The 22,521-nt window shown below is 60.0% G+C and carries 17 protein-coding genes; 7 read left to right on the forward strand and 10 right to left on the reverse strand.

Features of this window, described 5'->3' with window-relative positions:
• Window positions 1–123 precede the first annotated feature (123 nt).
• Window positions 124–1,701, forward strand: coding sequence for a NuoM family protein (locus tag Q1A00_RS16080; protein ID WP_298401116.1), 1,578 nt, complete (start codon window positions 124–126; stop codon window positions 1,699–1,701).
• A gap of 362 nt (window positions 1,702–2,063) precedes the next feature.
• Entirely contained in the window at window positions 2,064–3,536 is a 1,473-nt protein-coding gene (locus Q1A00_RS16085) for an NADH-quinone oxidoreductase subunit N (protein ID WP_298401119.1), read from the forward strand.
• A 21-nt stretch (window positions 3,537–3,557) separates the two neighbouring features.
• Here Q1A00_RS16085 and Q1A00_RS16090 read toward each other — a convergent pair whose 3' ends face one another.
• Both Q1A00_RS16090 and Q1A00_RS16095 read right to left on the reverse strand, forming a co-directional pair.
• Window positions 3,558–3,914 carry a hypothetical protein gene (locus tag Q1A00_RS16090; protein WP_298401122.1) on the reverse strand — a complete coding sequence of 119 codons (357 nt, stop codon included), beginning with the start codon at window positions 3,912–3,914 and terminating at the stop codon, window positions 3,558–3,560.
• Window positions 3,915–3,974: 60 nt separating this feature from the next.
• On the reverse strand, window positions 3,975–4,757 hold the full coding sequence (locus Q1A00_RS16095; protein WP_298401124.1) for an enoyl-ACP reductase: 783 nt from the start codon (window positions 4,755–4,757) through the stop codon (window positions 3,975–3,977).
• 256 nt (window positions 4,758–5,013) lie between these two features.
• Between Q1A00_RS16095 and Q1A00_RS16100 the strand changes: the two genes are divergently transcribed.
• From Q1A00_RS16100 to ybeY, 5 genes are all read left to right on the forward strand, one after another.
• Complete coding sequence (locus Q1A00_RS16100) at window positions 5,014–5,958, forward strand: peptidylprolyl isomerase (RefSeq protein WP_298401126.1); 945 nt, start codon at window positions 5,014–5,016, stop codon at window positions 5,956–5,958.
• A gap of 163 nt (window positions 5,959–6,121) precedes the next feature.
• Window positions 6,122–7,831 carry a hypothetical protein gene (locus tag Q1A00_RS16105; RefSeq protein ID WP_298401379.1) on the forward strand — a complete coding sequence of 570 codons (1,710 nt, stop codon included), beginning with the start codon at window positions 6,122–6,124 and terminating at the stop codon, window positions 7,829–7,831.
• 118 nt (window positions 7,832–7,949) lie between these two features.
• Window positions 7,950–8,501, forward strand: coding sequence for an inorganic diphosphatase (locus Q1A00_RS16110; protein ID WP_012259161.1), 552 nt, complete (start codon window positions 7,950–7,952; stop codon window positions 8,499–8,501).
• Window positions 8,502–8,512: 11 nt separating this feature from the next.
• Window positions 8,513–8,971 carry an NUDIX hydrolase gene (locus tag Q1A00_RS16115; RefSeq protein ID WP_298401144.1) on the forward strand — a complete coding sequence of 153 codons (459 nt, stop codon included), beginning with the start codon at window positions 8,513–8,515 and terminating at the stop codon, window positions 8,969–8,971.
• Window positions 8,972–9,051: 80 nt separating this feature from the next.
• Window positions 9,052–9,513, forward strand: a complete 462-nt coding sequence (gene ybeY / locus Q1A00_RS16120; RefSeq protein WP_298401147.1) for an rRNA maturation RNase YbeY — start codon at window positions 9,052–9,054, stop codon at window positions 9,511–9,513.
• Between the two features lie 44 nt (window positions 9,514–9,557).
• On the opposite strand, the gene Q1A00_RS16125 is transcribed toward ybeY, so the two are convergent.
• The 8 genes from Q1A00_RS16125 to Q1A00_RS16160 all read right to left on the reverse strand — a co-directional run bounded on the left by Q1A00_RS16125 (window position 9,558) and on the right by Q1A00_RS16160 (window position 22,467).
• Window positions 9,558–9,743, reverse strand: coding sequence for a hypothetical protein (locus Q1A00_RS16125; protein ID WP_299757799.1), 186 nt, complete (start codon window positions 9,741–9,743; stop codon window positions 9,558–9,560).
• A gap of 3 nt (window positions 9,744–9,746) precedes the next feature.
• Window positions 9,747–10,889, reverse strand: a complete 1,143-nt coding sequence (locus Q1A00_RS16130) for a methyltransferase domain-containing protein (protein ID WP_298401152.1) — start codon at window positions 10,887–10,889, stop codon at window positions 9,747–9,749.
• Between the two features lie 80 nt (window positions 10,890–10,969).
• Entirely contained in the window at window positions 10,970–12,067 is a 1,098-nt protein-coding gene (locus Q1A00_RS16135; protein WP_298401154.1) for a M20/M25/M40 family metallo-hydrolase, read from the reverse strand.
• A 354-nt stretch (window positions 12,068–12,421) separates the two neighbouring features.
• On the reverse strand, window positions 12,422–13,213 hold the full coding sequence (locus tag Q1A00_RS16140; protein ID WP_299757803.1) for an SDR family oxidoreductase: 792 nt from the start codon (window positions 13,211–13,213) through the stop codon (window positions 12,422–12,424).
• Entirely contained in the window at window positions 13,210–14,103 is an 894-nt protein-coding gene (locus tag Q1A00_RS16145; protein WP_299757806.1) for a R2-like ligand-binding oxidase, read from the reverse strand. The genes Q1A00_RS16140 and Q1A00_RS16145 overlap by 4 nt, the downstream gene beginning before the upstream one ends.
• A gap of 117 nt (window positions 14,104–14,220) precedes the next feature.
• A complete protein-coding gene (locus tag Q1A00_RS16150) occupies window positions 14,221–17,880 on the reverse strand; it encodes a HEAT repeat domain-containing protein (RefSeq protein WP_298401162.1) in 3,660 nt (1,219 codons plus the stop codon).
• 38 nt (window positions 17,881–17,918) lie between these two features.
• The gene (locus Q1A00_RS16155) at window positions 17,919–18,137 is read right to left on the reverse strand and encodes a Franean1_4349 family RiPP (protein ID WP_298401164.1); all 219 of its coding nucleotides are present in this window, start codon (window positions 18,135–18,137) and stop codon (window positions 17,919–17,921) included.
• Window position 18,138: 1 nt separating this feature from the next.
• Window positions 18,139–22,467 (reverse strand): adenylate/guanylate cyclase domain-containing protein, encoded by a 4,329-nt coding sequence (locus tag Q1A00_RS16160; RefSeq protein ID WP_299757810.1) that lies wholly within the window; start codon window positions 22,465–22,467, stop codon window positions 18,139–18,141.
• Between the last annotated feature and the right edge of the window lie 54 nt (window positions 22,468–22,521).

Here is a 22,521-nt window from a genome sequence, read left to right on the forward strand (position 1 = left end):
ACGGGTGCTGGTGCAACGCGGTGCAAACGTCCTACACAGACGGTCAAGGGTTCTCTGGTACGGGAAGGCCGGAGCGGCGGCTGGCGGTGATCTAGCCGGCACGTCGCTCCACGAGGGAGTGCTATGAATCAGCTAGGCTTTCCGCTCCTCTCGCTCGTCCTCTGGCTGCCGGCAGCCGGGGCGTTGGCGTTGTTGTTCGTGCCGCGCGCCAATGTCGAGTTGTCCCGCCGGATATCGCTTGTGACGATGGTGGCCGTTTTTCTCATTTCGCTGCTGTTGCCGCTGCGCTTCGAGACCAATCCGATGCAGATCGCAGTGGTGGGCGCGCCGCCAGTCATGCAATTTGTTGAAGAGTTGCCGTGGTTGCCAATCGTTGGCGCAACGTATAGTTTGGGGGTTGATGGCATCAGTCTCTGGCTGGTGATGCTGACTACCTTTCTCGGGCCGATTGTGGTGCTGTCAACGTGGGACTCAGTGCATAAGGATGTGCGTAACTTCCAGATTCTGCTACTCATTTTGCAGACAGCGATGCTCGGCGTCTTTCTGGCGCAGGATTTGCTGCTGTTTTATCTCTTCTGGGAGTTTACGCTCATTCCGATGACCTTTCTCATTGGGATCTGGGGCAGCCAGAACCGCATCTACGCTGCGCGCAAGTTTTTTCTCTACACGTTTGCCGGTTCAGTGCTGATGTTGCTGGCTCTGATTGCGTTGCACATTCTGCACCGCGACGCTATTGCCGCCGTCGAACCCGGTTTTCGCGGCACGTTTAGCTTTGGCCAGTTTGTTAGTGATCTGCGCTCTGGCCGGTTTACCCTTGATACATTAACCGAGCGGCTGCTGTTTGGCGCGTTTTTTCTGGCCTTTGCGGTGAAGGTGCCGCTTTGGCCGTTTCACACGTGGTTGCCCGACGCACACGTCGAAGCGCCAACGGCTGGTTCGGTGGTGTTGGCTGGGGTGTTGCTCAAATTGGGCGGCTACGGCATGATCCGCTATAACTTGACCCTTTTCCCGGCAGCGTCGCAGTGGGCGGCGCCGGCCTTAGCCGTACTAGCTGTGATCGGGATCATCTACGGCGCGGCGGTGGCCTTTGCCCAGTCAGACATGAAAAAACTGGTGGCTTATTCATCGGTTAGCCACATGGGATTTGTGGTGCTTGGCATCTTCGCGCTTAACACTGAAGGGATCAGCGGCGCGGTGTTGCAGATGGTCAACCACGGTCTTAGCACGAGTGCCCTCTTCTTGATGGTGGGGGTGCTGTATGAACGCCGGCATACCCGCGAGCTGGCCGAGTATGGCGGCTTGTGGAAGGTGATGCCGGTGTTTGCCGCCTTCAGTCTGCTAGTGGCGCTCTCATCGGCGGGCTTGCCGGGCCTCAATGGCTTTGTCGGTGAGTTTACCATCATTGCCGGCGCTTTCCGGTCGCCATTGCTCGGTTGGGTCTATGTTGCCATTGCCGTTGGTGGCGTAGTGTTAGCGGCGGCGTATCTGCTCAAACTCTTCCGGGCCGTCTTTATGGGCGATGTCTCACAGCCGGCCAATGCTAATTTGCCCGATCTCAATCAGCGTGAACTCACGACCTTCGCTTTGTTGAGCATTCCAATTGTCGTGATTGGCATCTATCCCGCGCTCTTCTTTGCTGGCATGCAGCACAGTGTTGCAGCACTAGTAGCCGAACTAATGGCGCAGGTGGCGGGCGGGTAGCGATCTGCTAGATCCGGCGCGCTCACGCTGGCGCGAGGATAGGCACATAAAGCAATGAGGGGTGGGTGCGCCAGCCCACGAGAGCGGCAAGCGCTTCCCTGCTCCCCAGCAACGGGGAGCAGGGCCGGTGGTAAGGGTGAAAAGTATTGTTACGTTCGCCAAAGCTAATTGCGGGCACGCTCGGCGATGCGCTGCCTTGGTCAACCCGCCCTCGTACTGGCATAAAAACTGCTTAGGTGTTAGCACAAACGTGAAATGATATCACCGCATACACGCATAACCCAAATGGCGCATCTGGCCGGCGCACAAAGTGACGTGGCAGAAACAAGCGGTATCGCCGGCGCAGGCGAGGAGGAGATCAGATGGATTCATTGATGATCCCGCCGGTGGATCTGACGTTAATGGCGCCCCTCTTGGTGGTGATCACGTGGGCGACCGTCTTGCTGTTGGTTGACGTGTTCTTTATTCCCGATGGTCGCAAGAAATTGACCGGTTACCTTGCGATCGGCGGTTTGGTGGTGGCCGGGTTGGTTGGTCTTCCCCTCTGGGGAGTGACCGGTACTACCTTCGACGGGATGCTGCGGCTCGATCCGTTTGCCCTCACGCTGACGTGGGTCTTCTTGCTAGTCGGCATTCTCAGCATTACGATGTCGCTGGAGTATTTGCCTAGCCAAGGGATCGAGCAAGGAGAGTTCTATCCGCTGATCATGTTTGCTGTCAGCGGCATGATCCTGCTTGCCCAAGGCACCGATCTGATCGTGTTGTTCCTCGGCATCGAGACGCTCTCGATTACGCTCTACGTTTTGACCGGCTTTGCCTACCCGCGTCTGACCTCGGAAGAGGCGGCGATGAAATATCTGGTGTTGGGCGCGTTTGCCGCCGGATTTTTCGTCTATGGCATTGCGTTGGTCTTTGGTGCCGCCGGTTCGACCCGACTGGCTGAGATTGGCGCATATGCAGCCAGCCGCGGGTTGGGCGATCTCAATCTGACCCTGTTGCTTGGCGGCGCGGCGATGGTGCTCATCGCTTTTGCCTTCAAGGTGGCGTTGGCACCGTTCCACATGTGGACACCCGATGTCTACGAGGGGTCGCCGACGCCGGTAGCAGCGTTTATGAGTGTTGGCACCAAAGGCGGTGCGCTGGCTGCTTTGGTGCGGCTGCTCTTTGAGGGCTTGCCGACGCTGAGCGAGTACTGGTTACCGGTGCTGGCCGGTCTGACCGCGCTGACGATGGTGGTCGGCAATTTGGGTGCCATTGCGCAGACCAACGTGAAGCGCATGCTGGCCTACTCGAGCATTGGCCATGCCGGTTATGTAATGCTCGGTGTGATGGTCGCCGGCGAGCAACGCGGGCCAGAAGCGTTTATCTTCTATCTGCTGGTGTATGCGCTGAGCAATCTAGGGGCGTTCGCGGTGCTGATCGCGCTTGAGCATCAAGGCGAGAATGCGTGGCGGCTCGACGATTTTGCCGGCTTGTACCAGCGCCAGCCAATGCTTGCGGTGGCAATGGCAATCTTTATGTTCTCGCTGGCCGGCGTGCCGCCGACTGCCGGTTTTATGGCCAAGTTCTACGCGCTCACCGCAGCATGGGAGGGGGGGCTTCCGTGGTTGGCGTTGGTGGGGGTGCTTACGAGTGCCGTGGCTGCTTTCTTCTACCTGCGCGTTATCATCCGCATGTTTATGACCGAGCCGGCAGGCGAGCCGGCCCCTGCCCTCAATCGCGGTCTTACCGTTGATATTGTGGTGGCAGCGATCGGCACGATAGCTATTGGCCTCATCCCGGCGCCGGTGTTCGCACTGGTTGAACGCTCGTTGGTGGCGTTAGGCGGGTCGTAACGACCCGCCCCTGCTACACAATCATCCCTTGCCTAAGAGGAAATTGATCGTGTCGATTAATACCTTCGCCTCGACTGGCTCCGGCACGATCGCGATCGTCCAATCGCTGGCGTAGGGAACCGACTGCAACTCGTTCATCGGCAATGCGCTCGCAATCACAATCGGGATGTTCGCCGTCGCCTCATCAGCGCGGAGGCGCTCGATCACCTGTTCTTCGGGTGAAGCCAGCACCGGCATCGCCACGATAAAGAGGGCTGGCAGTTCTGCCGGTAGCGTATCAGGAGTATACGTCGTGACGCGGAAGTCAAGGTTAGCGATGAGCGCCGCTAACCGTTGCGCCGTTGCGCCATCGGTTGAGACAATTGCAATCTCTACCATGCTTTCCTCCGCATTGCAGTGCGCATGTTGCCCCATTGTAGCACACTGCCACTCGATCCGCTACTCTTCGCTGCTTCCGGGTACGATGGCGTTAAAGCCGGCATCGACATAATGAATTTCGCCGGTGACGCCGGCAGACAATGGCGAGCAGAGGTAAAGCGCAGCATTACCGACGTCCTCGATAGTCACGTTGCGGCGGAGCGGTGCATATTCGGCGAAGTGCTTGTGCAAGCTGCGGAAGTTCGAGATGCCGCTAGCAGCGAGGGTGCGGATCGGGCCGGCGCTGATCGCATTGACCCGGATCCCGCGCGGGCCGAGGCCGGCAGCGAGATAGCGCACGCTAGCTTCGAGCGCAGCCTTCGCGACTCCCATTACGTTGTAGCTGCCGATCACCTGCCGCGCGCCGTGGTAGCTGAGCGTCAGCACAGTCGCGTTGGGTGCAAAGATCGGTTCGGCGGCCTTGACTAGCGCAATTAGCGAATAGGCGCTAATCTCAAGCGCAACGCGGAAGCCTTCGCGGGTCGTGTTGAGTATCGTGCCACTCAATTCCTCTTTGTTGGCGAAGGCGATCGCATGGACGAGAAAATCGATCTGGCCAAACGTCTCGTGGGCGCGTTCCATCAATGCGGCGATGTCTTCATCTTTTGATACATCGCACGGCTCGATCAAGGGCGCGTTGAGACTCTCGGCCAACGGGCGCACGCGCCGCTCAAGCGCTTCGCCAAGGTAGGTAAAGCCAATCGTCGCCCCTTCGCGATGCAGGGCCTGTGCGATGCCCCACGCGATCGAGCGGTCGTTGGCCACGCCGAGAATCAGGCCCTTCTTGCCTTCCATAAGGCCCATAGATTGTTCCTCCATCTCATCAGTTGGTGTAGCGCAGCTTGTAATCTAGGCAAACGTTGTTTCGCCTCACTAGCGCGCCATCTTACCACACTTTGATGCAAAGGTTTTGTTGCGTATGATCGCCGGGGCGCGTTGTCGTTCTGCATGAAATAGCATCCTTGTTCGTTTTGGTCTGCAATATGTGGTAGGATGAGAGCACACTGCGGCGTATTGCTTGTGATACGTCCACGACGTGGTTTTGGAGAGGAGTCTATTTGTGAGGCTAGATTGGTTTGTTCGTCGCGCTGCGTGGCTGGTCTTGGCCGCGAGCCTTTTGCTAACCGCCTGTGGTGGGTCGTCGGGGCCGACGGTGGCCGGTTCGCCAACGACCAGTGCGCCACCGGCGCCAACCGCTGCAACTACTTCAGCGCCGGAAGGGGTGATTGCGCGAGTTGGCGACGGATTTATCTTGCGGCGAGATTTTGATCGTTTTTATTTACCGGGAGCTGATCCAAAAACATTGCTTGATCAGATGATCGATGTTGAGTTAGTCGTGCAGGCCGCTATGCAAGAGGGCGCTACCGTCGATGAGACCAAAATCGACGAGCAAGTGACCCAGTTGCGGCTGGCGCAAGCTGGTGGCGATGAGGCGCAATTTATAGCGTTTCTGCAAAGCAACAACATTGCCGATGAGGCAGAGTTGCGCCGGTTGCTACGGCGTGATGCCTTGATCGAGCAGATGTTGCTCAAGCATACGACGGCCGAGCAGGTGCGTGCGCGCCACATTTTGGTGTCGGCCACGCCCGAAGAAGCTGAGAGCCGAAAAGCTACGGCTGAGGCGATTCTGGCTGAATTGCAAAATGGTGGTGATTTCGCTGCACTGGCCCGTACGCGCTCGGATGATCCGGGGTCGGCGGCCCAAGGTGGCGATTTGGGTTGGGCGCCGCGTGGTTTGTACGTCGCACCGTTTGAAGAGGCGGTGTTCAGTATGAAGCCGGGTGAGCTGCGCTTGGTGCAGACCGATTATGGCTGGCACATTATCGAAGTGACCGGCGGGCCAGAGGTGCGTTCGTTTGATGACCGGATGCTGCTCGATACGCCTGCCGGCCAAGAGGCGTTTAGCACTACCTTCTTGCCGTGGGTGACCGAGTTGCGCAGCGCAGCCCAGTCAGCCGGCAAAATTGAAATTCTGGTTGATCTAACAACGTTAACGCAGCCGTAACCGGTAGTAGGGACAGAGCAACGCTCTGTCCCTGCCGCTACCGCGGGAACTAACGATCGATCACGTTCATCTTTATAGTAAAAGGGATTGTTGCGTGCGTTCGGTGGTTGCCGCAACTCTCCAAGATGAGGATGTGTCTGCTTGCAGGAAGGACGTGATCCCGATGTTGCACCGTCTCTGGCTGCTCTGGCTGCTCGTTCTTACCGGGTGCGGCGCAGCGTCGCTGCCGCCAACACCAGCGCCGACTTCGCCGATTGCTTCACCCACCGCTGTGCCGGCGACCGCAACGGTCACGTTGCCGACGGCTGTGCCAACCTTGACGCCGACCATTTCAGCTACGCCAGCGCCGGTTTCGCCCACGCCGTTGCCTCAAACGCACGTTGTGGCGCCGGCCTATCCGGCTGAGATTCTCTTTTTGCGGAATGGGTCACTGGTGGCGCTCGATCCGGTGAGCGGGCGTGAGCGGGTGCTGGCCGCTGAGGTGCGCGATGTCGCCGTTGATGCTGCTGGCCGGCAGATTGCAATTGCGCATGGCCAAACTATTAGTGTGATCGATCGCCAAAGCGGTGAGGCGCAGGTGCTGGTGCGGGGTCGCGCGGCGTATGGTCTAAGTTGGACGCCTGATGGCTTGTCGCTCGCCTATGCTGCTGCCGCCGAATCGCCGGTTTTGCCGTTCGATTGGGAGCGCTGGAGTCGCTGGTGTGCAGCGGCGACGGTCACTATTGTCGATCTGCCCACCTTTACTGAACGCGCCATCGGCCCCGGTTGCGATCCGGTGTTCGCCTCTGATGGCCGTCGGTTGGCATATACGACGCCGCCAACTGCGCAACCTGACTTTTTGCCTTTCCCCGGCCAAACCAACACGATCCGGCTAGTGAATCGGGCTGGCGCCAATGCGTGGGACTTCGCCAGTGCCGATGGCTCGGTTGAGGCGGGCTATCTCGTCTATGGGCCGGCGTGGTCGCCCGATGCGCGTGAGGTGGCCTATCAACGGTTTCTCGGCTATCAGGCACTGGTTGATATTAATCTGACGATGATTGCCGGCAGCAGCGAGGGTGGCGGCATGCCCACACTGGCTGGCGCGGGTTGGCACCGTCCGCCTGTGTTTGCCCCCGATGGTCAGCGCTTGGCGCTGGTGGAGTATAACTTTAGCGATGCCCGTGGTTTCACCGGTTACGATATCTGGGGGCTGGCGCTGGTCGAGCTGCGCGGTGAGCGGCGCGAGACATTGCCGGGTGGTGATCTGACGCTGCGCGGCCAGTTCGTGGCCCGTATTCCGCGCGTGGCGGCGGCGGCATGGTCGCCTGACGGCAATACGTTGGCGGTGCTGGTACCCTCTGGCTGGAACCCAACCGCTGATCGCAATCAGCCACTCTATGCTGAGGCGACTGCCGGTGAGTTGTGGCAACTCTCGCCCACTGGCGAACCGCAACGGCGGTTGACGACAATCGTTGATTACGCCAGCCCGCTGATCTGGGCGCCAGTTGGGTTGGCAACGGCCCAGATCGATACCGGCGCAATCATGGTTCCGGCGGAATGGGAAGTGCTACCGGTCGCGCAACCCGGCGAGTTGGCGGCGACCGGCAATGGCCGGTTGGTGGGCCGGCGCGCGGTGGCCGATCCGGCAGTGCTAAGCGAGGCGGGATGGTCGCAAGCGGTCGCTGATTGGGTCACGGTTGCCCAAGCTGAAGCGCCGTACCAGCTCCCTGACGGTAGCCGCCTGATCACCTTCACTGGTCAAGCGGCCAACGGCAGCGCCATCGCCGGGGTCGCGCGGTTGGCGGCAAACGCGGTTATCATCAGCTACGCGTCACAAGCCGAATGGCCGCGCTATCGGGCCAGCGGGATTGCGCTGGCGCTGGCTGCTCGATAAGGGAATGAGCACAGCGGAGAGACGTTGTGGAGCCGGCGTCTCTCCGATTCTTTGCTGCCATGACGTGTTATAATCTTGCGGTAATGGGTCAAGTTACGTTATACGAGTGAGGCTACCAATGCAGAACCTGTGGCACGATCTGGAGCCCGGCCCAGACGTTCCGAATGTGATTCACGTCGTGGTTGAAATTCCAAAGGGATCGCGCAATAAGTATGAGTTCGACAAGCGGATCGGCGCGTTTCGCCTCGACCGGGTGCTCTATTCGGCGGTGCAATACCCCGGTGATTATGGCTTTATGCCGCAGACCTACTACGACGACGGCGATCCGCTTGATGTGTTGGTGATGACCAACCTGCCGACCTTCCCCGGCTGCATTGTCGAAGCGCGCCCGCTAGGTCTGTTCCGCATGCTCGATAAGGGTGAGCCGGATGATAAGGTGCTGGCAGTGTTGCAGTACGATCCCTTCTTCGCCGATTACCACAACTACACCGCCTTGCCGGCGCACTACTTGCGCGAAGTCGAACACTTCTTTACCGTGTACAAAGACCTTGAAGGCTCACGGGTCGAGCCGGTCGGCTGGGAGTCGGCGGATGTCGCTCGCGAGCGGATTCAGTACTCGATCGATCGCTATTGGGATATGCGGGCCGGTCGTGTGCTTAAGCGTGCCTGACTCGGACATCCATGACTTCACGCCGTTCTTTGTCACATCGCACAGCTTATTCGGCTGGCGGTGTTATTTACCGGATCGTCGCCGCGCAGATCGAAGTGGCGCTGATTGCCACCGATCGCGGCGAACGCTGGGGGCTGCCCAAAGGGCACGTCAATCGCGGTGAGACCGCTGAGGCCGCCGCCGTGCGTGAAGTTGCCGAAGAGACCGGTTTGGAGGGTGTAGTTGAGCGGCATCTGGCGACAATCGAGTATTGGTTTCGGTCGGGCGCGGGCCGGGTGCATAAATACGTCGATCTCTTTCTGCTGCGCTACGAACGGGGCGAGGTGCGGCCACAAGCGGGAGAGGTTGATGATGCCCGTTGGTTTCCGCTTGACGAAGCGCTGCGCCGCGTTTCGTTCGAGCGCGAGCGCGACGTGCTTTTGCTGGCGCAGCAGGCATTACAGCACGCTGCCGATGAATCAAAACCGTAAGCTGGCTTAGACGGCAGAGGGTCGCAGCCGTCAATAGCGCGATCCTCTGTGTCGTTTTTTTTGCGAGGGACGCGCGGGCTATGAGCTATACCATTGAAGTGCTGATTGATGAGGGGATCGAGGTTGATGCGACGTTGGTCGAACGGGCTGCGCACACGGCGCTGGCCAATGAACAAGCGCCTGCCGGGTGCGAGCTTGGCATTCGCATTACCACCGATGCCGAATTGCACCGGCTCAACCGTGATTTTCGCGGGGTTGACGCGCCAACCGATGTTCTCTCCTTCGCCGATGACGGTGATCGGGGGCCGTTTGTGGTTGCGCCCGATCAGCCGCGCTATCTCGGCGATATTGCGATCTCATACCAGCGCGTGTTGGCGCAAGCCGCAGAGTATGGTCACAGTCCAGCCCGTGAATTGGCCTACCTGACTGTGCATGGCGTGTTGCACCTGCTCGGCTATGACCACGAGCGCGGCCCCGCTGACGAGGCCGCTATGCGCGCCCGCGAAGAGGCGGTGATGGCGACGTTGGGATTGCCACGGTAAAGAGCGGCGGTAGGGTCATAGCGTCGCTATGCTCTACCTTGCCTTTACCGCCGTCGGCCAAACACCTGATCGATCCCGTAATCGATCACCAAATAGATCCCGATTGCCAACAGCAATAATCCCCACCACGGCATTTGCACCCAGATCACAATGTGCAGCCGCGACCAGATCAACCAAAAGACGAACACAATGATCAACGTGCTGATCAGCGAACGGATTCGGCGCGTCATGTGTTACTCCCAGTCGTCATCTTCAGGGGACAGCAGTGGTGGCGGCGGAGTTGCCGTACCGGCCACGCGAATATGTTCGCAGATGGTCGCGCGGTGGCCGAGCACCAGCACCCGGTGGCGGGCGATAGCGCGCAAGACCGGTGCTGCCTGAGCGCGAGCGCGATCGAGCAGTTGTTGATCGGCGACGAGCGTCACCAGTCTTCCTCCCGGCTTGAGCACGCGGGCAATCTGATACAGTACATCACGGTACAGATCTTCAAGGTCTTCGCCCTCGCCGATCTGGGTGCCGAAGGGCAGATTCACCGCCACCTTGGTTACGCTTGCGTCAGGCAATGGTAACTTCGTCGCATTCCAGCGCCGTACTTCGATCTGGCCCCGCACGCTGCGCAAATTGGCCTGCATCGCCGTCACTGCCGCCGGGCTGATGTCACCGCCGTACAGCGCGGTAAACGGTCCCGCTGCCGCTCGTTCGAGCAACAAGGTGCCAACGCCGGCCATCGGGTCGAGAAAGATGTCATCTTCAGCCGGATGGGTCAACATCACCATCGCTGCCGCTAGGGCTGGGCGCAGCGAGGCCGGCAGGTGGGCAATCTTGCCGCGTAGGCGCAACGAGGCGTCAGAGAGCCGGATCGCTACGATCAGTTCTTGTTCGAGCAACGTTGCCCACACTTCCAGATCGGCCTCCTCCTCGATGGGCTGCCAGCGTCCCGGCCAGCCATCGCGCATTGCGTCGGCGACGGCGCGGCCCAACTCGCGGCGCTGAAAGCTGTGCTTGCCAACGATGCGCGTTACGACGCGAAAGGTGCCGTTGCGTTTGCCGCCATTCAACCGCCGCCAAACGTCGAGCGCTGGTTTAACCGCCTCTTCATTACGGGTGGCAGCATAGATCTGGCGCAGGCCGCGATCATCGGGCGCGATTTTAAAGCCGCGGGTGGCAACGACAAAGACATCCTCGATCGTGCGCAACGCCAACAGCGGGCGCGGTGAACCTTGATGGTCGAGCAAGATGAGGTCGTTGCGAGCCGGTACGCCACGGATGCCGACTTGGCGCGGCGCTGGTCGATCAGAGTCAGGCCGGATCTTTTGTTCAACTTCGCGCCACGTGAGCGCGGCAAGGCCGGGTAGGGTTTGTAATAGGTAAAGCATAGCTGGTGTGAACTTCTGATTCGATACGTTGTGAATTCGCTCTCTGTGGCAGCGCGAGCCGGTGGGAAGGCATTGTGCGTTTACCGCTCGTGCAGAGTGTCAATATAGCCGGTAATGATCTGATAGAGGGTCACCAGACTCGCGATTTCGACCCATTCTTCTGCTGAATGCAACCCTTTCCCCACTGGGCCGAGGCAAATGGCGGGCACGCCGATATGCGAATAGTAGCGCGCATCGGTAGCGAAATGTTCGCGGTAGAAGCGCGGCGGCTGGCCGGTGTAGCGCTCGATCAACTCGGCGATCTGACTGACCTCGTGGTGTTCGGGGTCAGTGCGGAGACCGGCGCTGGCCATCACGCTGACCAATTCGGCGGTAGGGAAGGCAGCTTGCAGATCGGCTTGAATCGCCTCCGGCGTCGTATCAGCAGTCCAGCGGATATCAAACGTCACCAGCGCTTCAGCCGGCACCTGATTACGTGAACCAGCCCCAACCCGAATTTCGGTCGGCGTGACTGAGGTGCGCCAATCGTGCGGGCCGGTTGGCGGCGGATAACGTTCGGTGATGGCGGTAATACCTTGGGTCAGGCGGTAGATCGGGTTATCGCCTTCCCATGGCCGCGAACCGTGGGCGGCGCGACCGGGGAGGCGCAACTGGGCCCACATGCCGCCTTTGTGCTCGAATAAGATACCGAGATCGGTCGGTTCAAGACAGAGCATAAACGCGCACTGCCAGCCTTCATCGCGCAGCCGGCCAGTGCCGTTGCGTCCACCAATCTCTTCATCAGTCACGAATTGAAAACCAACGTCGGGCGGGTTAGGGCGGGTGGCCAAATCGCGGATCAGGCGCATCATCACCGCCACGCTCCCTTTCATATCTTGGCTGCCGCGTCCATAGATCCGGCCATCGCGCACCTCCGGCGCGAATTGGTGCGGCTGACCAACCACCACGTCCAAATGGCCGTTCAGCATCAGGCGCGGCGTGCGGGTTGGCTGCAACGTGACCACTAACGCCGGTTTGCCTTCGGCGCTGCTTTGTTCGAGATAAATGCCCGGCACATTGGCCAAATAGTTAGCAACGTAGTTAATCGCTGCCTGCAACTGATCAGGCCGTCCGGCGATGGTCTCAAACCGGATCAGGTCGCATGTCAGGCGGGTGAGTTCTTCGGCAAGCTCGCTCATACACTCAATCCTGATGATGAGGAGCGCGCAGACACTACGTACCCAAGCGTTGGGGCGTCTGCGCGCTAGTACGTCTTGGTACTCTCCCTAGTGTACCACAGACACAGCGCAATACGGTGCTGTTAAGATGTTTTGCCGGCAACAATGCGAGTGATTTCCGCTTGTCATGGCGAGCACGGGTGGAGCCTGCTCAGGGGCTTTGGTCGCTCGCTGCTAGGGAATAGTCCTACCCTCCGTCACCGCCCCTAGCGGGGGTCTGGGTGGAGACTGCGCTCTCTCGTAATCACTGCGGAACGTATGGCGTGCGGCAGTTTAACTACCGCACGCCAACATCGGTTGCGCATTGTATCTGCTTCATCCTGCGACCAACCGGCTGAAGGGCGGTAAGATATCAGGCGCGATGGCCGCGACCACTGCGTAGAGTCGCGCTTTCCAACTGGGGTAGATTTGGCGGCGGCGGGCAGCGATACCGGCGAGGCTAGCCCGTACTACTGGCGGCGGCTGATCGACCAACCATCCCGGCACGCGCCGCTTTGGCCCGCCACCGTACTGGGGTGCATCGAGAATATCGGTTTGGGTGAAGAAGGGGTAGACGGTACTAACACTATACCCCTCGGCGGTGAGGCCGCTGGCAAAACCGCGCAAACCGAATTTGGCCGCACTGTAGACGCTAATGTTAGGGAGCGCGGCCCGGCCAAGGATCGACGAGATGAAGACGATTTGGCCGTTGGGCCGGTTGCGCAAGACGGGCAAGAGCGCTGCTGTTAACCGGATTGGGGCATGCAGATTGATACGCAGCAGCCGGTCGGCGGCGTCAGCCGGTATGGTGTTGAGCGGCCCGTAGAGGCCGATGCCGGCGTTGTGAATGACTAGATCAAGATCGGGAGCGACTTGTATAACCTGTTGGGCCAGCCGGTCGCAACTTGCCGGATCGCTCAGATCGGCGGGCAACAGCGCGCGGATGCGGCCGGCCTTCCCGCTAGATTGGCCGTGAGCGGCAAACTCAGCCGCAGCAGCCAAACGCTGTGGGCTATGGCTGCTCAAAATGAGTTCAGCGCCGGCGGCCAGCAACTGGTGGGCAAACTCGCGCCCTAACCCGCCGCCGGCACCGGTCAGTAACACAACCCGCCGGGCAAATGCACTCATACGGCATCCTCGTCGTCAGTCGCCAGCCCTTCAATCTCAGCGAGGCTCTGCTGACACGCCATCTCAAGCCGGTTCAAACGGCGCTGGAATTGGTTGAGGGCGAAATTGCTGAACATTTCTACTTGCAAGCTGAATGGCATCTCGTCGTAACTGGCAAAGATTTCGTCGATCACACCCATCGCATGCAAAAGCAGCTCGTTCATCCGTTCGACAATGTGATCCCAAATCCGTTGATCGGTTGCGATCAGGCGCGAAAGGAGATAGATGCCGTAGGCGATATGGCGTGATTCGTCTTGCTTGAGCAGGCGAATGCCCTCGCGTATGCCGGGCATGAGGTTGTGGGTGTCGAGAATGGTAAAGTAGCCGTGGTAGCCGGTCTCGGCCAGCACTCCTTCGACGATCATGTTGTAGGTCAGCGACGCTTCGGCGAGGTTGAAGGGCGAAGGGTCTCGCTCAAGCCGGTGCATCGCTGTCGGCAGCGCCTCGTAGATTAAGGCGCGGTAGCTTGGCGTGTGGTAGCGGCTGAGATCGGGGTTGGCGCGCGCCACTTCGTCGATAAAGCGGGCGAAGAAATCGGTATGCTTCGCCTCTTCAAACAGAAATGTCGTGAGGTATAACTCCTCTTCCAACCGGCCATCGCGGGCGACAGCGCTGATCAGCGGCAGCAAGTCGAGGGTGACGGCCTCTTCACCCGCTTGGAAGAGTGCGGTCAAGCGCAGCAGCAGGTCGCGCTCTTCGTCGCGCAATTGCTCCCAGTCGTGGCGATCGCGGCTGAGATCGATGAGCGAGGGGTTCCAGATGCCAAACTGTTTGGCCTTCTCAAACAGGCGCATCGGCGGGCTATTGCGGCGCAAGCCGCGGCTAGTGGTGATGAAATCGGTGTGGGACATCCCGTTCTCCTCTCATTGCAACGGCATTGGTGCGGCGGGATCCATCGCAAAGGTATGATGGCAGGCTTGGTCGCCATTATACCGCTGCCCGCTCAGCATGCTTTTATGTCGTTACGTTTACAAACTCGCGCTTGCTAACCGATCCAGCAGTGCTTCGCCCGCCCATAGCGCCACCTCCGGGTTAGGCGCAGTAGCCAGTGCTGCTAGTGCCTGCAATGCAGCGACGTTGGTCAACTCTGCGCAGTGCTGGTCGAGCGCCGTCACCGCGACGTGGCGCACCTTAAGCGGTTGGCCGCTGGCCACAGCCAAATGGGCCAAGCACTCGATGACATCGTGATCGGTGTGCTGGCTCAGCGCGACAATCGCGTGGCAACGGAGTGGTTCTGCGGCGTTTGGATCGATTGCCACCGCGCGAATAAGCGGATCGGCCGGCGCTACGCTTCTGAGATGGTTCAGAGCGAGCAATTTCAATACATCAGGGGCATGCGGATCGATGAGTAGTTGCCGGAGCGTCGGGTGGTACGGATCGGCGGCGGCGAGCAGCGTGAACGCTTGCGTTTGCAGGGCGGGGTATGGCGTGAGCAATGCTTCGACCAAGACCGGTATCGTGTCATTGACGGCGGTTGGGTTGAGTGCAGCGGCAGCGGCGAGGCGCACAGCCAGATCGGGATGACTCCGCATAACGCGGGCTAAAATGGGCGTTGTAGTTTCGGCTTGGCTGGCGAGCGCGTTGACGGCAGCGAGCGCACAAACCCGATCAGCGTCAAATGCTAGCCGGTGCAGCATGTTGGCTGGAACTGGGCGATCGCTCCGGCTAAGCGCGCGCAGCGCCGCGCTGCGAATGGGGTCGGGTTGCATGGTAATACATTCGATGATCTGTTCTACCGGTGGGGCGACTGCAGCATCGAACGCCGCGGCACGGATGGCTGGCGGCTCCTGTTCGTTGGTGGCGATGGCCATCAGCGCCGGCGTTGCAGCGGGGTCGGCGCTGCGGCCCAACGCTTGCAACGCTGCCAGCCGCACCGGTTCGGTGCTGTCTGCGCCGGCAAGGCACAACAGCCTCTCGATCATCGGTGCGGAGCATGGCGGCCCAATGCGGTCAAGCGCGGCACAGGCAAGGTCTGCCTCAGTTTCTTCTGCGAGGCGTAGCAACAGAGCTGCACCATCAGGCCATTCGGCAATCGCTTGCAGCGCCGCAGCGCGCAAGGGGGTATCGTACTGGGCGTTACGCGCAATGGCGGTTAGATCAGTGGATGGATCGGCAGCCAATAGCTCACCCAGCGGGCGCGGCGCGCTGGTGTCGTGTAAAGCGACGCTGATCAAAGCGTTGATGGCTGGGGCCAGTGTGGGTTGATTGCGTCCGATCATCCCGATAGCGTGTGCTGCTGCGCTGGTAATTCGTAACACGTGGCGGGTGATTAGGGCCGAAGGCCGGTCGAGCGGGATTGCCATTGCACCGGCTAAGGTGTCGGTTGTCACTATCACATCGGCCAAGAGGGCGCGCGTGGCCGGCTCTTCAGCTTGGGGCAGCCATTGATCGGCTGGCCCGATCAGCGCCGGTAACGCGGTGATCCACGTTTCCAACAAGTCGACGCCATACGTGGGCGCGAGCAAGCGACCCAGTGCGGCCAACGCATGCTTGCCACCGTGTTGGCCAAGCGCCATGATGATGGTCGTGGTTAACGTGGCGTCAAGATCGGGTCGATCGAGCGCAGCGAGGAGGGTGGTGCGCGCGGCTAGCGCTGATGGATGGTTATGTGTAGCCAATGCGCTCAGCGTGTGGGCGACTGCCCGGCGCACCAGCGGTGGGTGTTGCTGGCCTAAGAATGGGCTGATCAGCCCAACGGCATGTGGATAGTGAGCCAATTGGCGAGCCGCAGCAGCCCGGATAATTGCCGGTTCATCGACTGCGTGCAACAAGCGGGTGAGCAGGTCAACACCGTGTGGCAAGCGATGCAGCCGGCTAATAGCGCGCAAGCGCAGATCAACCGGCAAACGGCTGCTCAATGCGAACCCAGCTAGAAGTGGATGGCCGGCAGGGGTTGCAGCCAGATCGGCGAGCGCTTCATCACGGGCCAGCCACGGATGATTCGGTTGAATGACAAAGCGGGCTAGTTGATCAAGATGGCCGGTGCGCAACCAGACTGCGCGGGCCGCTTGTCGCACCTCGGCGGTTTGATCAATGGCGGCCTGTGGCAATTCGGCGAGGGGTAGCGCTGCTGGCGCAAGTGCGCGCAGGCTGGCTGGCAGGGTTGTTTGCCGCAGCACATAGTGCGCAATGAGCTGTTGCCGCTCCTCACCGGCTGCGCCGCTGAGGAGCAAGCGCAGGCCAAGATGCACTGCCGGATCGGCTAACTGATCAATGGTGCTGGCGCGACTCACAGCGAGGAGGCAGCGACCGGCTTGGCTGATCAGATCGGCATAGGCGGGCAGGGGCGGTGGTAAAATCTGTTGCCGGCAGAGTAGATCGATCGCGTGCCAGCGCAAGGTCGGCGGGGCATCACTAGTGTCGAGCAGAGTAATCAGCAACGCTATGCTATTCGCCGGCGCGAGCTGGCTTACGATCCGTTCCAATAATGCGTTACGCTGATCTGGTTGGGTGCGGCTAATATCTATCAGGATCACCGGCAATGCTGGCGCAAGCATGTTCAATGCCTCCCCGCCGTGCTGGCAGATCTCGTCGATCAAGGGCCGGCTCAGGGTTGGATCGAGCCGTGGCCGTTCACGGAGGGAGCGGGCCAATAACAACAACCGTTCTGCTGGCGCCAGATCGCTGTTATAGAGGCTGGTGATTAGGGGGCGCGGATCCGGCGCGGCGCCAAATGCTAATGGCACAACCAGCGCGTGCTGGTGCGGGCCGGCATCGGAGAGGGGGGTGGGGTCGAGGCGCGGTCGGGCCGCTAGTTCGATCGCCTGTTGGTAATGCTGATAGGCGGTGCGCCCAATGCGCCAGCTCTCCTGATCGGGGAGGGTAGCCAACAATGGCGCGGCAAAGGTTGCCGCTCGTTCATACAGCGCAGCGCGCGAGACGGGCCAACCACTGAGCGGCTGAGTCAGCGCCAACAACAGCAATTCAGCCGGACGCTCACGCAGCAAGATCAGCGGATCGCGATCAAACAAGGGCAGGATGGCTTGTGGATCGCTATGGGGAAAGAGGTGCCGGATCCACCCAATCAATCGCTCAGCGGGCAATGGTGCGATGGCGTGATGGCGAAATCCCGGCCACAATTCGCCCGGCGGCAACGCAATGACCACTCGTGCTTGCGGCCAACGTTCGGCGAGGCCGGTCAAGAAACGTTGCCAGATTCCGCGCCGAGCAGGCGGCAAATCTTCCCAATCATCGATCAGCAGCAGACAAGGTAGGTTGTGTTCGAGTGGATTCGGCGCCAGATTCAGCTTGGTCAACGCGCGCACCGTAATCGCGCGCGGCGTCAAGCTCGGTGTGTCAAGCGCAGCGAGCAATAATCGCACGAGCGGTACGCTTGGCTGATCGTTGAGCCAACGCTGGGCAATTTGCGCAAGGACAAGGCTGCGCCCGCTGGCCGGTGGCCCGACGATCGCGAGCTGGTTTGGCTCAGCAAAGATAGTAGCTAGATCGAGATCGAGTCTGAATGGTGCCTCCAACGCTGCCGGCAGCAATTGCGCTAATGGTTCGCCCTTGAGCCAATGTTCGACGGCTGCGCGTATGTTACGCGGCATCCGGCGCGGTAAAAATAATTCACGGAGCGCGCGCGGCACAAAATGGAGTTCAGGACGTTCGGCGCTCCGCTCGTGCATATCGTCATTCCTTGACAGTGGCACTCACCTTGGATTGTTTAGAAAAAGCCGCGACCGGCGCTCTTCGACAGGCGCGGGTCAAGTTTACCGGCAAAGGCTTGCAAGCTCTCGGCATCAAGCCGTTCCAGCGCTTCCAACTCTTCTTCCGTGAGATCATAGCCGGCGCAGGCTACACGGGCATCAGCGATCAGTTGGGCACGAAACTCAGCATCAATGACAGCGCGACCAATTACCTGCTCAACGGCTGACTGTGACATGTTACACCTCCCCTGCTTGTTCGGCCAGCCGGCGAAGTTCACCGTTGGCGCCAATTGTGGTCAATTCATTTCGGGCCAATTCTAGATACGGATGAGCTGCTGGAAGGTTGCGACGTTGCAAGGCATTGCCAAAGCGGGCCGCAGCGCAGGCGTGTTCAAAGCGACAATTAATCGTCGCAAAGATATCCATCGCGCGCGTGAAGTAGTCGCTAAATGGTTCATTGCGTTCAGCGGCAATTTCACCGCTCAGGCGCAAAGCTACCGCATGATCAAACCGGCTACCAATCTGTTCGGCGAGTGCCGCTGCGCGTGCCGCATAATCGGCGGCGGTTTGCAGCAATTGCTCGCGTTCATCACTCTGCCCAGCTTGGCAGGCTTGGGCCAAGAGCGCTTCCGCCGTTGCGCAGAGGGCTTCGACCGTTAACTGCGGCACTTGAATCTGATTGCCGATGTGGTAAGCCTGATTGGCGTAAGTAAGACCGGTTGCGGGATCGCCGTTGGCAATGGCGGCCAGCGCCGCCATTGCGAGCGTATTCCCGTATTGGTACTGGTTGTCCTGTTTGGCATAGATGGGTAATGCTTGCTGATAAACCTGTAGCGCGCGCTGATAATCGCCGCGCGCATAGGCAATAATGCCGAGCGTATCATCGGCTTGGGCCATCCCTAGCTGATCACCCATCTCTTCGCACAGCGCTAGCGCGTCGTGGCACGCTGCTTCGGCGGCATCGTAGTTGGCCAGCCGGTAATGAGCGTAAGCCACATTTAATAACGCGCTGGAAAGGGCGTATTTCGCGCTGACCTTGCGTGCCAGCTCTTCAGCGTGGGCATAGAGTTCGACCGCTGCCGCATAGTTGCTCTGCAACTGCTCTAAGTAGCCGAGATTGTTGTAGGTGCGAGCGCAGCCGTAGATGTCGTCAATCGCTTCTTGCACGCTTAACGCATTCAAAAAGTGGTAGCGGGCCAGATCGTAGCGTCCGCGCATGCCATAAATCACACCCAATTGCTGCTGAAGTTCCGCCTCGATCCGTTCATCCTCGATGCTGCGTTGATCGTTGCGGATACGGGCCAAACCGGCTTCGCACATCGCCAGCGCTTCGTCAAATGCTGACAGCCGGGTGAGGGTCTGGGCCAGATCGGCGGCAATCGCCGCTAGCAACAACGGCGGCGTGTGGTTGATCGCCGCGCTAGCGATCGCTTCTGCGCTACGCAAACGCTCCAGCGCCTCTTGATAATGTCCTTGCTTTTCGAGCGCCGCTCCCCACGAACGCAACGTCTCAGCCTGTACGACTGGCGGCAAGCGATCGTTGCCTAACGCTAGTAAACGTTGGTACGTCTGCTGTGCTTCATCGTACTGGCCAATCGCCGCCAAGGTGTCGCCGAGCGCCTCCATCGCTTCCCACAGCCGCGGATCGTCGCCCCGTTCACCAATAATGTCAAGCGCCCAGCGATAATAGGTGATTGCTTGTTCGTTGGCGTATTCGTCGCGGGCCAAATGACCGGCTAGCAAGAGGTATTGAATCGCCCGTTCCGGGGCGTCGCTCAACCGGTAGTGATGTGCCAACAGGAAGATCGGGCTCGCAATAGCGCGGACGGCGCGGGTCGCCATCGGTCCGTTGCGCCCGATCTGCACATACTGGAACTGGCGCGCGTTGCTCACATCGTGCCGGAGCTGGTTCAGCTCACGTGCATACCGTTGTTCAAGATATTCGCCAATTCGCCGGTGCAGTTCACGCCGGCGAGCGAAGAGCATACTTTGATAGGTGACTTCGTGCAGCAACGCATGGCGGAAGGTGTGAACCCGTTCAGGAGCTTCGCGTTCGAGCAGGGTCAATTCTTGCGCGTCGAGCTGGCTGACATGTTCGATCAGCCAGCGCGTGTCTTCGCCATAAACCGATTGCAGTACCGGCAGTGGAAAGCGCTGGCCGACCACGGCGGCCACCCGCAGCAATACCCGTGAACGTTCGTCAAGCTGGTCGATGCGAGCTAATAGCAAGCCGCTCAAGCTGTCGGGCAGCTCGTCGAGCGCTGTGTTGCCGTGTTGCACGGCCCGCACCAATTCTTCGATAAAGAGCGGATTGCCGGCGGCGCGGGCGATGATCTGCGCTTGCACCTGCGGATCGATCTGAGCGCCGGCGGGAATAGCGGCAATCAGCGCTGCGCTATCGCTGGCCGGCAGTTCGGTCAGCGTGAGCACCTCGGCTTTGTCGGCTAGCGGATCGTTATCCCAGTACAAGGTGTCGCGGTGTAAGCCGAACAAGAAGATCGGCGCTTGCGCTACCGCACTTGCGATATAGCGCCAGAGATCAAGTGAGATCCGGTCGGCCCATTGCAAATTGTCAAACACGAGGATCAGGCCGCGTGTAGCAGCCATAGCGAGGATGATGGAACGGATAATCTCAAATCGGCGTTCCTGCCGTTGTTTTGGGTCAAGCGTGCGCGTTAACGGGTTGTCATCAATATCCAGCTTGACCAAATCGGCTACAATCGGCATCCAATCATCGGCGATTGCAGCGGCGGCGAGGGCCTGTCGCAACTGGGCGGCCCGCGTTGCCTGATCGGCGCCGGCGGGGATCGAGCACAGCGCCTGCATCGCATCGCTCCATGGCGCGTATGGTGTGCTTTGCTGGTATGATAAGCAACGTACCGTCACGATCTTGGCCGTGCGGGGTGCCCCTGTCACCAATAGCTCGGCGGCAAGTCGCGTTTTGCCAATGCCTGCTTCGCCGCTGATACGCACGACACGGCCGTAACCGGTTAACGCCAGTTCTAGACGTTCGCGCAGCCACACCAGTTCGTGCCGCCGGCCAACAATCGCATGGTGGAATTGCGGCGTAGGCGCTTCACGTTCGCCGATCAAGCGCAATAGTTCGAGCGGTTCGCGTTTGCCGCGCGCGCTGACCGAACGTGAGTCGGCAAAGACCATCGTGGTGCCGATGCTAACCGCAAATGGAGTTGTCGCTCGGATTTCACCCCAATTGCTATGTGCCATCACCCGCGCCGCGACATTCACCGCGTCACCCATGACGGTGTATTCTTTGCGCTCAACATCGCCAACATTGCCGGCAAAAACGGTTCCACTATTCAAGCCGATCCGTAGGCGCAAGCGATTGAGCGCGATGCCGGCCGGTTGGGCGGTGGTCAGGGTATGGAAGGCGCGCTGCAAATCGAGCGCAGCTCGCGCCGCGCGTTCGTGATGATCTTCTTGGGCAACTGGCGCGCCAAAGGTAGCCAGCAGCTTGCTGCCTTCGGTCGCTAAGTCAATTTTATTGACAGAACCGCCGTAATGCTCGATCGCCGTGAAACAGACGCGCCAAACGGCGTCGATGACCTGCGCCATGGTGGCGGGCGGCAACGACTCGACCAGTGGCGCTAAGCCTTCAATCTGCGCAAACAAGATTGAGACTGGACGCAGATCGGCTTCCAGTTGAGGCCGCCGTGGTTCTATCATGATCCGGTCAACCAGAGTCGGCGGTAAGTATGGACTGAGCCGTTCCAGCGTCCAGATCAAATGAAGGGCGGTATCACGGCTCGGCGGCGGCGGATTGGCATGGGAAGGCGGCGGTGTGTGGGGTGTATCGCCACTAATCGCATGCAATTTTGCATAACCGTCGGTAAGCATCTCACCTTGGGCGCGCCCCTCAATCATCGCCCATGCCTGCGGGCCGAGCACAATCTCACCGCGTCCACCTAACTCCTCAGCGCGAGCAACTCGCTCAACGCAGGCTCCCATCGCGCTATAGCGCAGCGACTCTGGCCGTCCGGCGCTGACGAGCGCCACCCGGCCACTCTCGACCCCGATGTGCATCGTGAGCGGAAACGATCCGATTCCCGGCACTTCGCGCACGAAGCCGGCTTGCGCCTCTAGCATGTCACGGGCTACCACCGTTGCCGTGTTGGCGTGATCGGGGCCGGTAAAGAGCACGAGCAGCGCATCGCCGCCAAACGTGATCAGATCGCCGCCGGCCTGTTGGATGCGGCGAATCAAGGCCCCGAAGTAGGTGTTGAGCGTGTCGGTGACAATCTCGGCCCCTTCGCGGCCAAGGCTGCTCAGTCGTTCGGCCAAGGCGGTGGAACCGCTCACATCAGCGAAGAGCAGCGAGCCGTCAACCCATTCTACCCACGGTTGGTCATCAGTCGTGGCTAACCGATACGCAACTAACCGGCGCGGGAGGTAGGTCGTCAGAGCGTATTGGACATTAGCAAGGTAGGCGCAAGCGGCATACAGTTCGTGGGGCCGCATGTTGCCATCGAGCAGCGCCTGTGCCTGCGCAGCGCCGAGGTAGCGGGCAATGCGGTTGCGATCGATCTGGATGAATCGGTGCTCAGACATCGGCAGGCCGATCCTGTGTATGGATAGCTTAGTTAGCAAGCGATCATTACTGCG

The sequence above is a fragment of the uncultured Chloroflexus sp. genome (genome assembly GCF_938091255.1).
Taxonomy (GTDB): domain Bacteria; phylum Chloroflexota; class Chloroflexia; order Chloroflexales; family Chloroflexaceae; genus Chloroflexus.

What these genes read in the sequence shown, in the direction of transcription:
- Q1A00_RS16080 (WP_298401116.1), top strand. Translation starts at nt 124, where the DNA reads ATGAATCAGCTAGGCTTTCCGCTCCTCTCGCTCGTCCTCTGGCTGCCG.
- Q1A00_RS16085 (WP_298401119.1), top strand. Translation starts at nt 2,064, where the DNA reads ATGGATTCATTGATGATCCCGCCGGTGGATCTGACGTTAATGGCGCCC.
- Q1A00_RS16090 (WP_298401122.1), bottom strand. Translation starts at nt 3,914, where the DNA reads ATGGTAGAGATTGCAATTGTCTCAACCGATGGCGCAACGGCGCAACGG.
- Q1A00_RS16095 (WP_298401124.1), bottom strand. Translation starts at nt 4,757, where the DNA reads ATGGGCCTTATGGAAGGCAAGAAGGGCCTGATTCTCGGCGTGGCCAAC.
- Q1A00_RS16105 (WP_298401379.1), top strand. Translation starts at nt 6,122, where the DNA reads ATGTTGCACCGTCTCTGGCTGCTCTGGCTGCTCGTTCTTACCGGGTGC.
- Q1A00_RS16110 (WP_012259161.1), top strand. Translation starts at nt 7,950, where the DNA reads ATGCAGAACCTGTGGCACGATCTGGAGCCCGGCCCAGACGTTCCGAAT.
- Q1A00_RS16115 (WP_298401144.1), top strand. Translation starts at nt 8,513, where the DNA reads ATGACTTCACGCCGTTCTTTGTCACATCGCACAGCTTATTCGGCTGGC.
- ybeY (WP_298401147.1), top strand. Translation starts at nt 9,052, where the DNA reads ATGAGCTATACCATTGAAGTGCTGATTGATGAGGGGATCGAGGTTGAT.
- Q1A00_RS16125 (WP_299757799.1), bottom strand. Translation starts at nt 9,743, where the DNA reads ATGACGCGCCGAATCCGTTCGCTGATCAGCACGTTGATCATTGTGTTC.
- Q1A00_RS16130 (WP_298401152.1), bottom strand. Translation starts at nt 10,889, where the DNA reads ATGCTTTACCTATTACAAACCCTACCCGGCCTTGCCGCGCTCACGTGG.
- Q1A00_RS16135 (WP_298401154.1), bottom strand. Translation starts at nt 12,067, where the DNA reads ATGAGCGAGCTTGCCGAAGAACTCACCCGCCTGACATGCGACCTGATC.
- Q1A00_RS16140 (WP_299757803.1), bottom strand. Translation starts at nt 13,213, where the DNA reads ATGAGTGCATTTGCCCGGCGGGTTGTGTTACTGACCGGTGCCGGCGGC.
- Q1A00_RS16145 (WP_299757806.1), bottom strand. Translation starts at nt 14,103, where the DNA reads ATGTCCCACACCGATTTCATCACCACTAGCCGCGGCTTGCGCCGCAAT.
- Q1A00_RS16150 (WP_298401162.1), bottom strand. Translation starts at nt 17,880, where the DNA reads ATGCACGAGCGGAGCGCCGAACGTCCTGAACTCCATTTTGTGCCGCGC.
- Q1A00_RS16155 (WP_298401164.1), bottom strand. Translation starts at nt 18,137, where the DNA reads ATGTCACAGTCAGCCGTTGAGCAGGTAATTGGTCGCGCTGTCATTGAT.
- Q1A00_RS16160 (WP_299757810.1), bottom strand. Translation starts at nt 22,467, where the DNA reads ATGTCTGAGCACCGATTCATCCAGATCGATCGCAACCGCATTGCCCGC.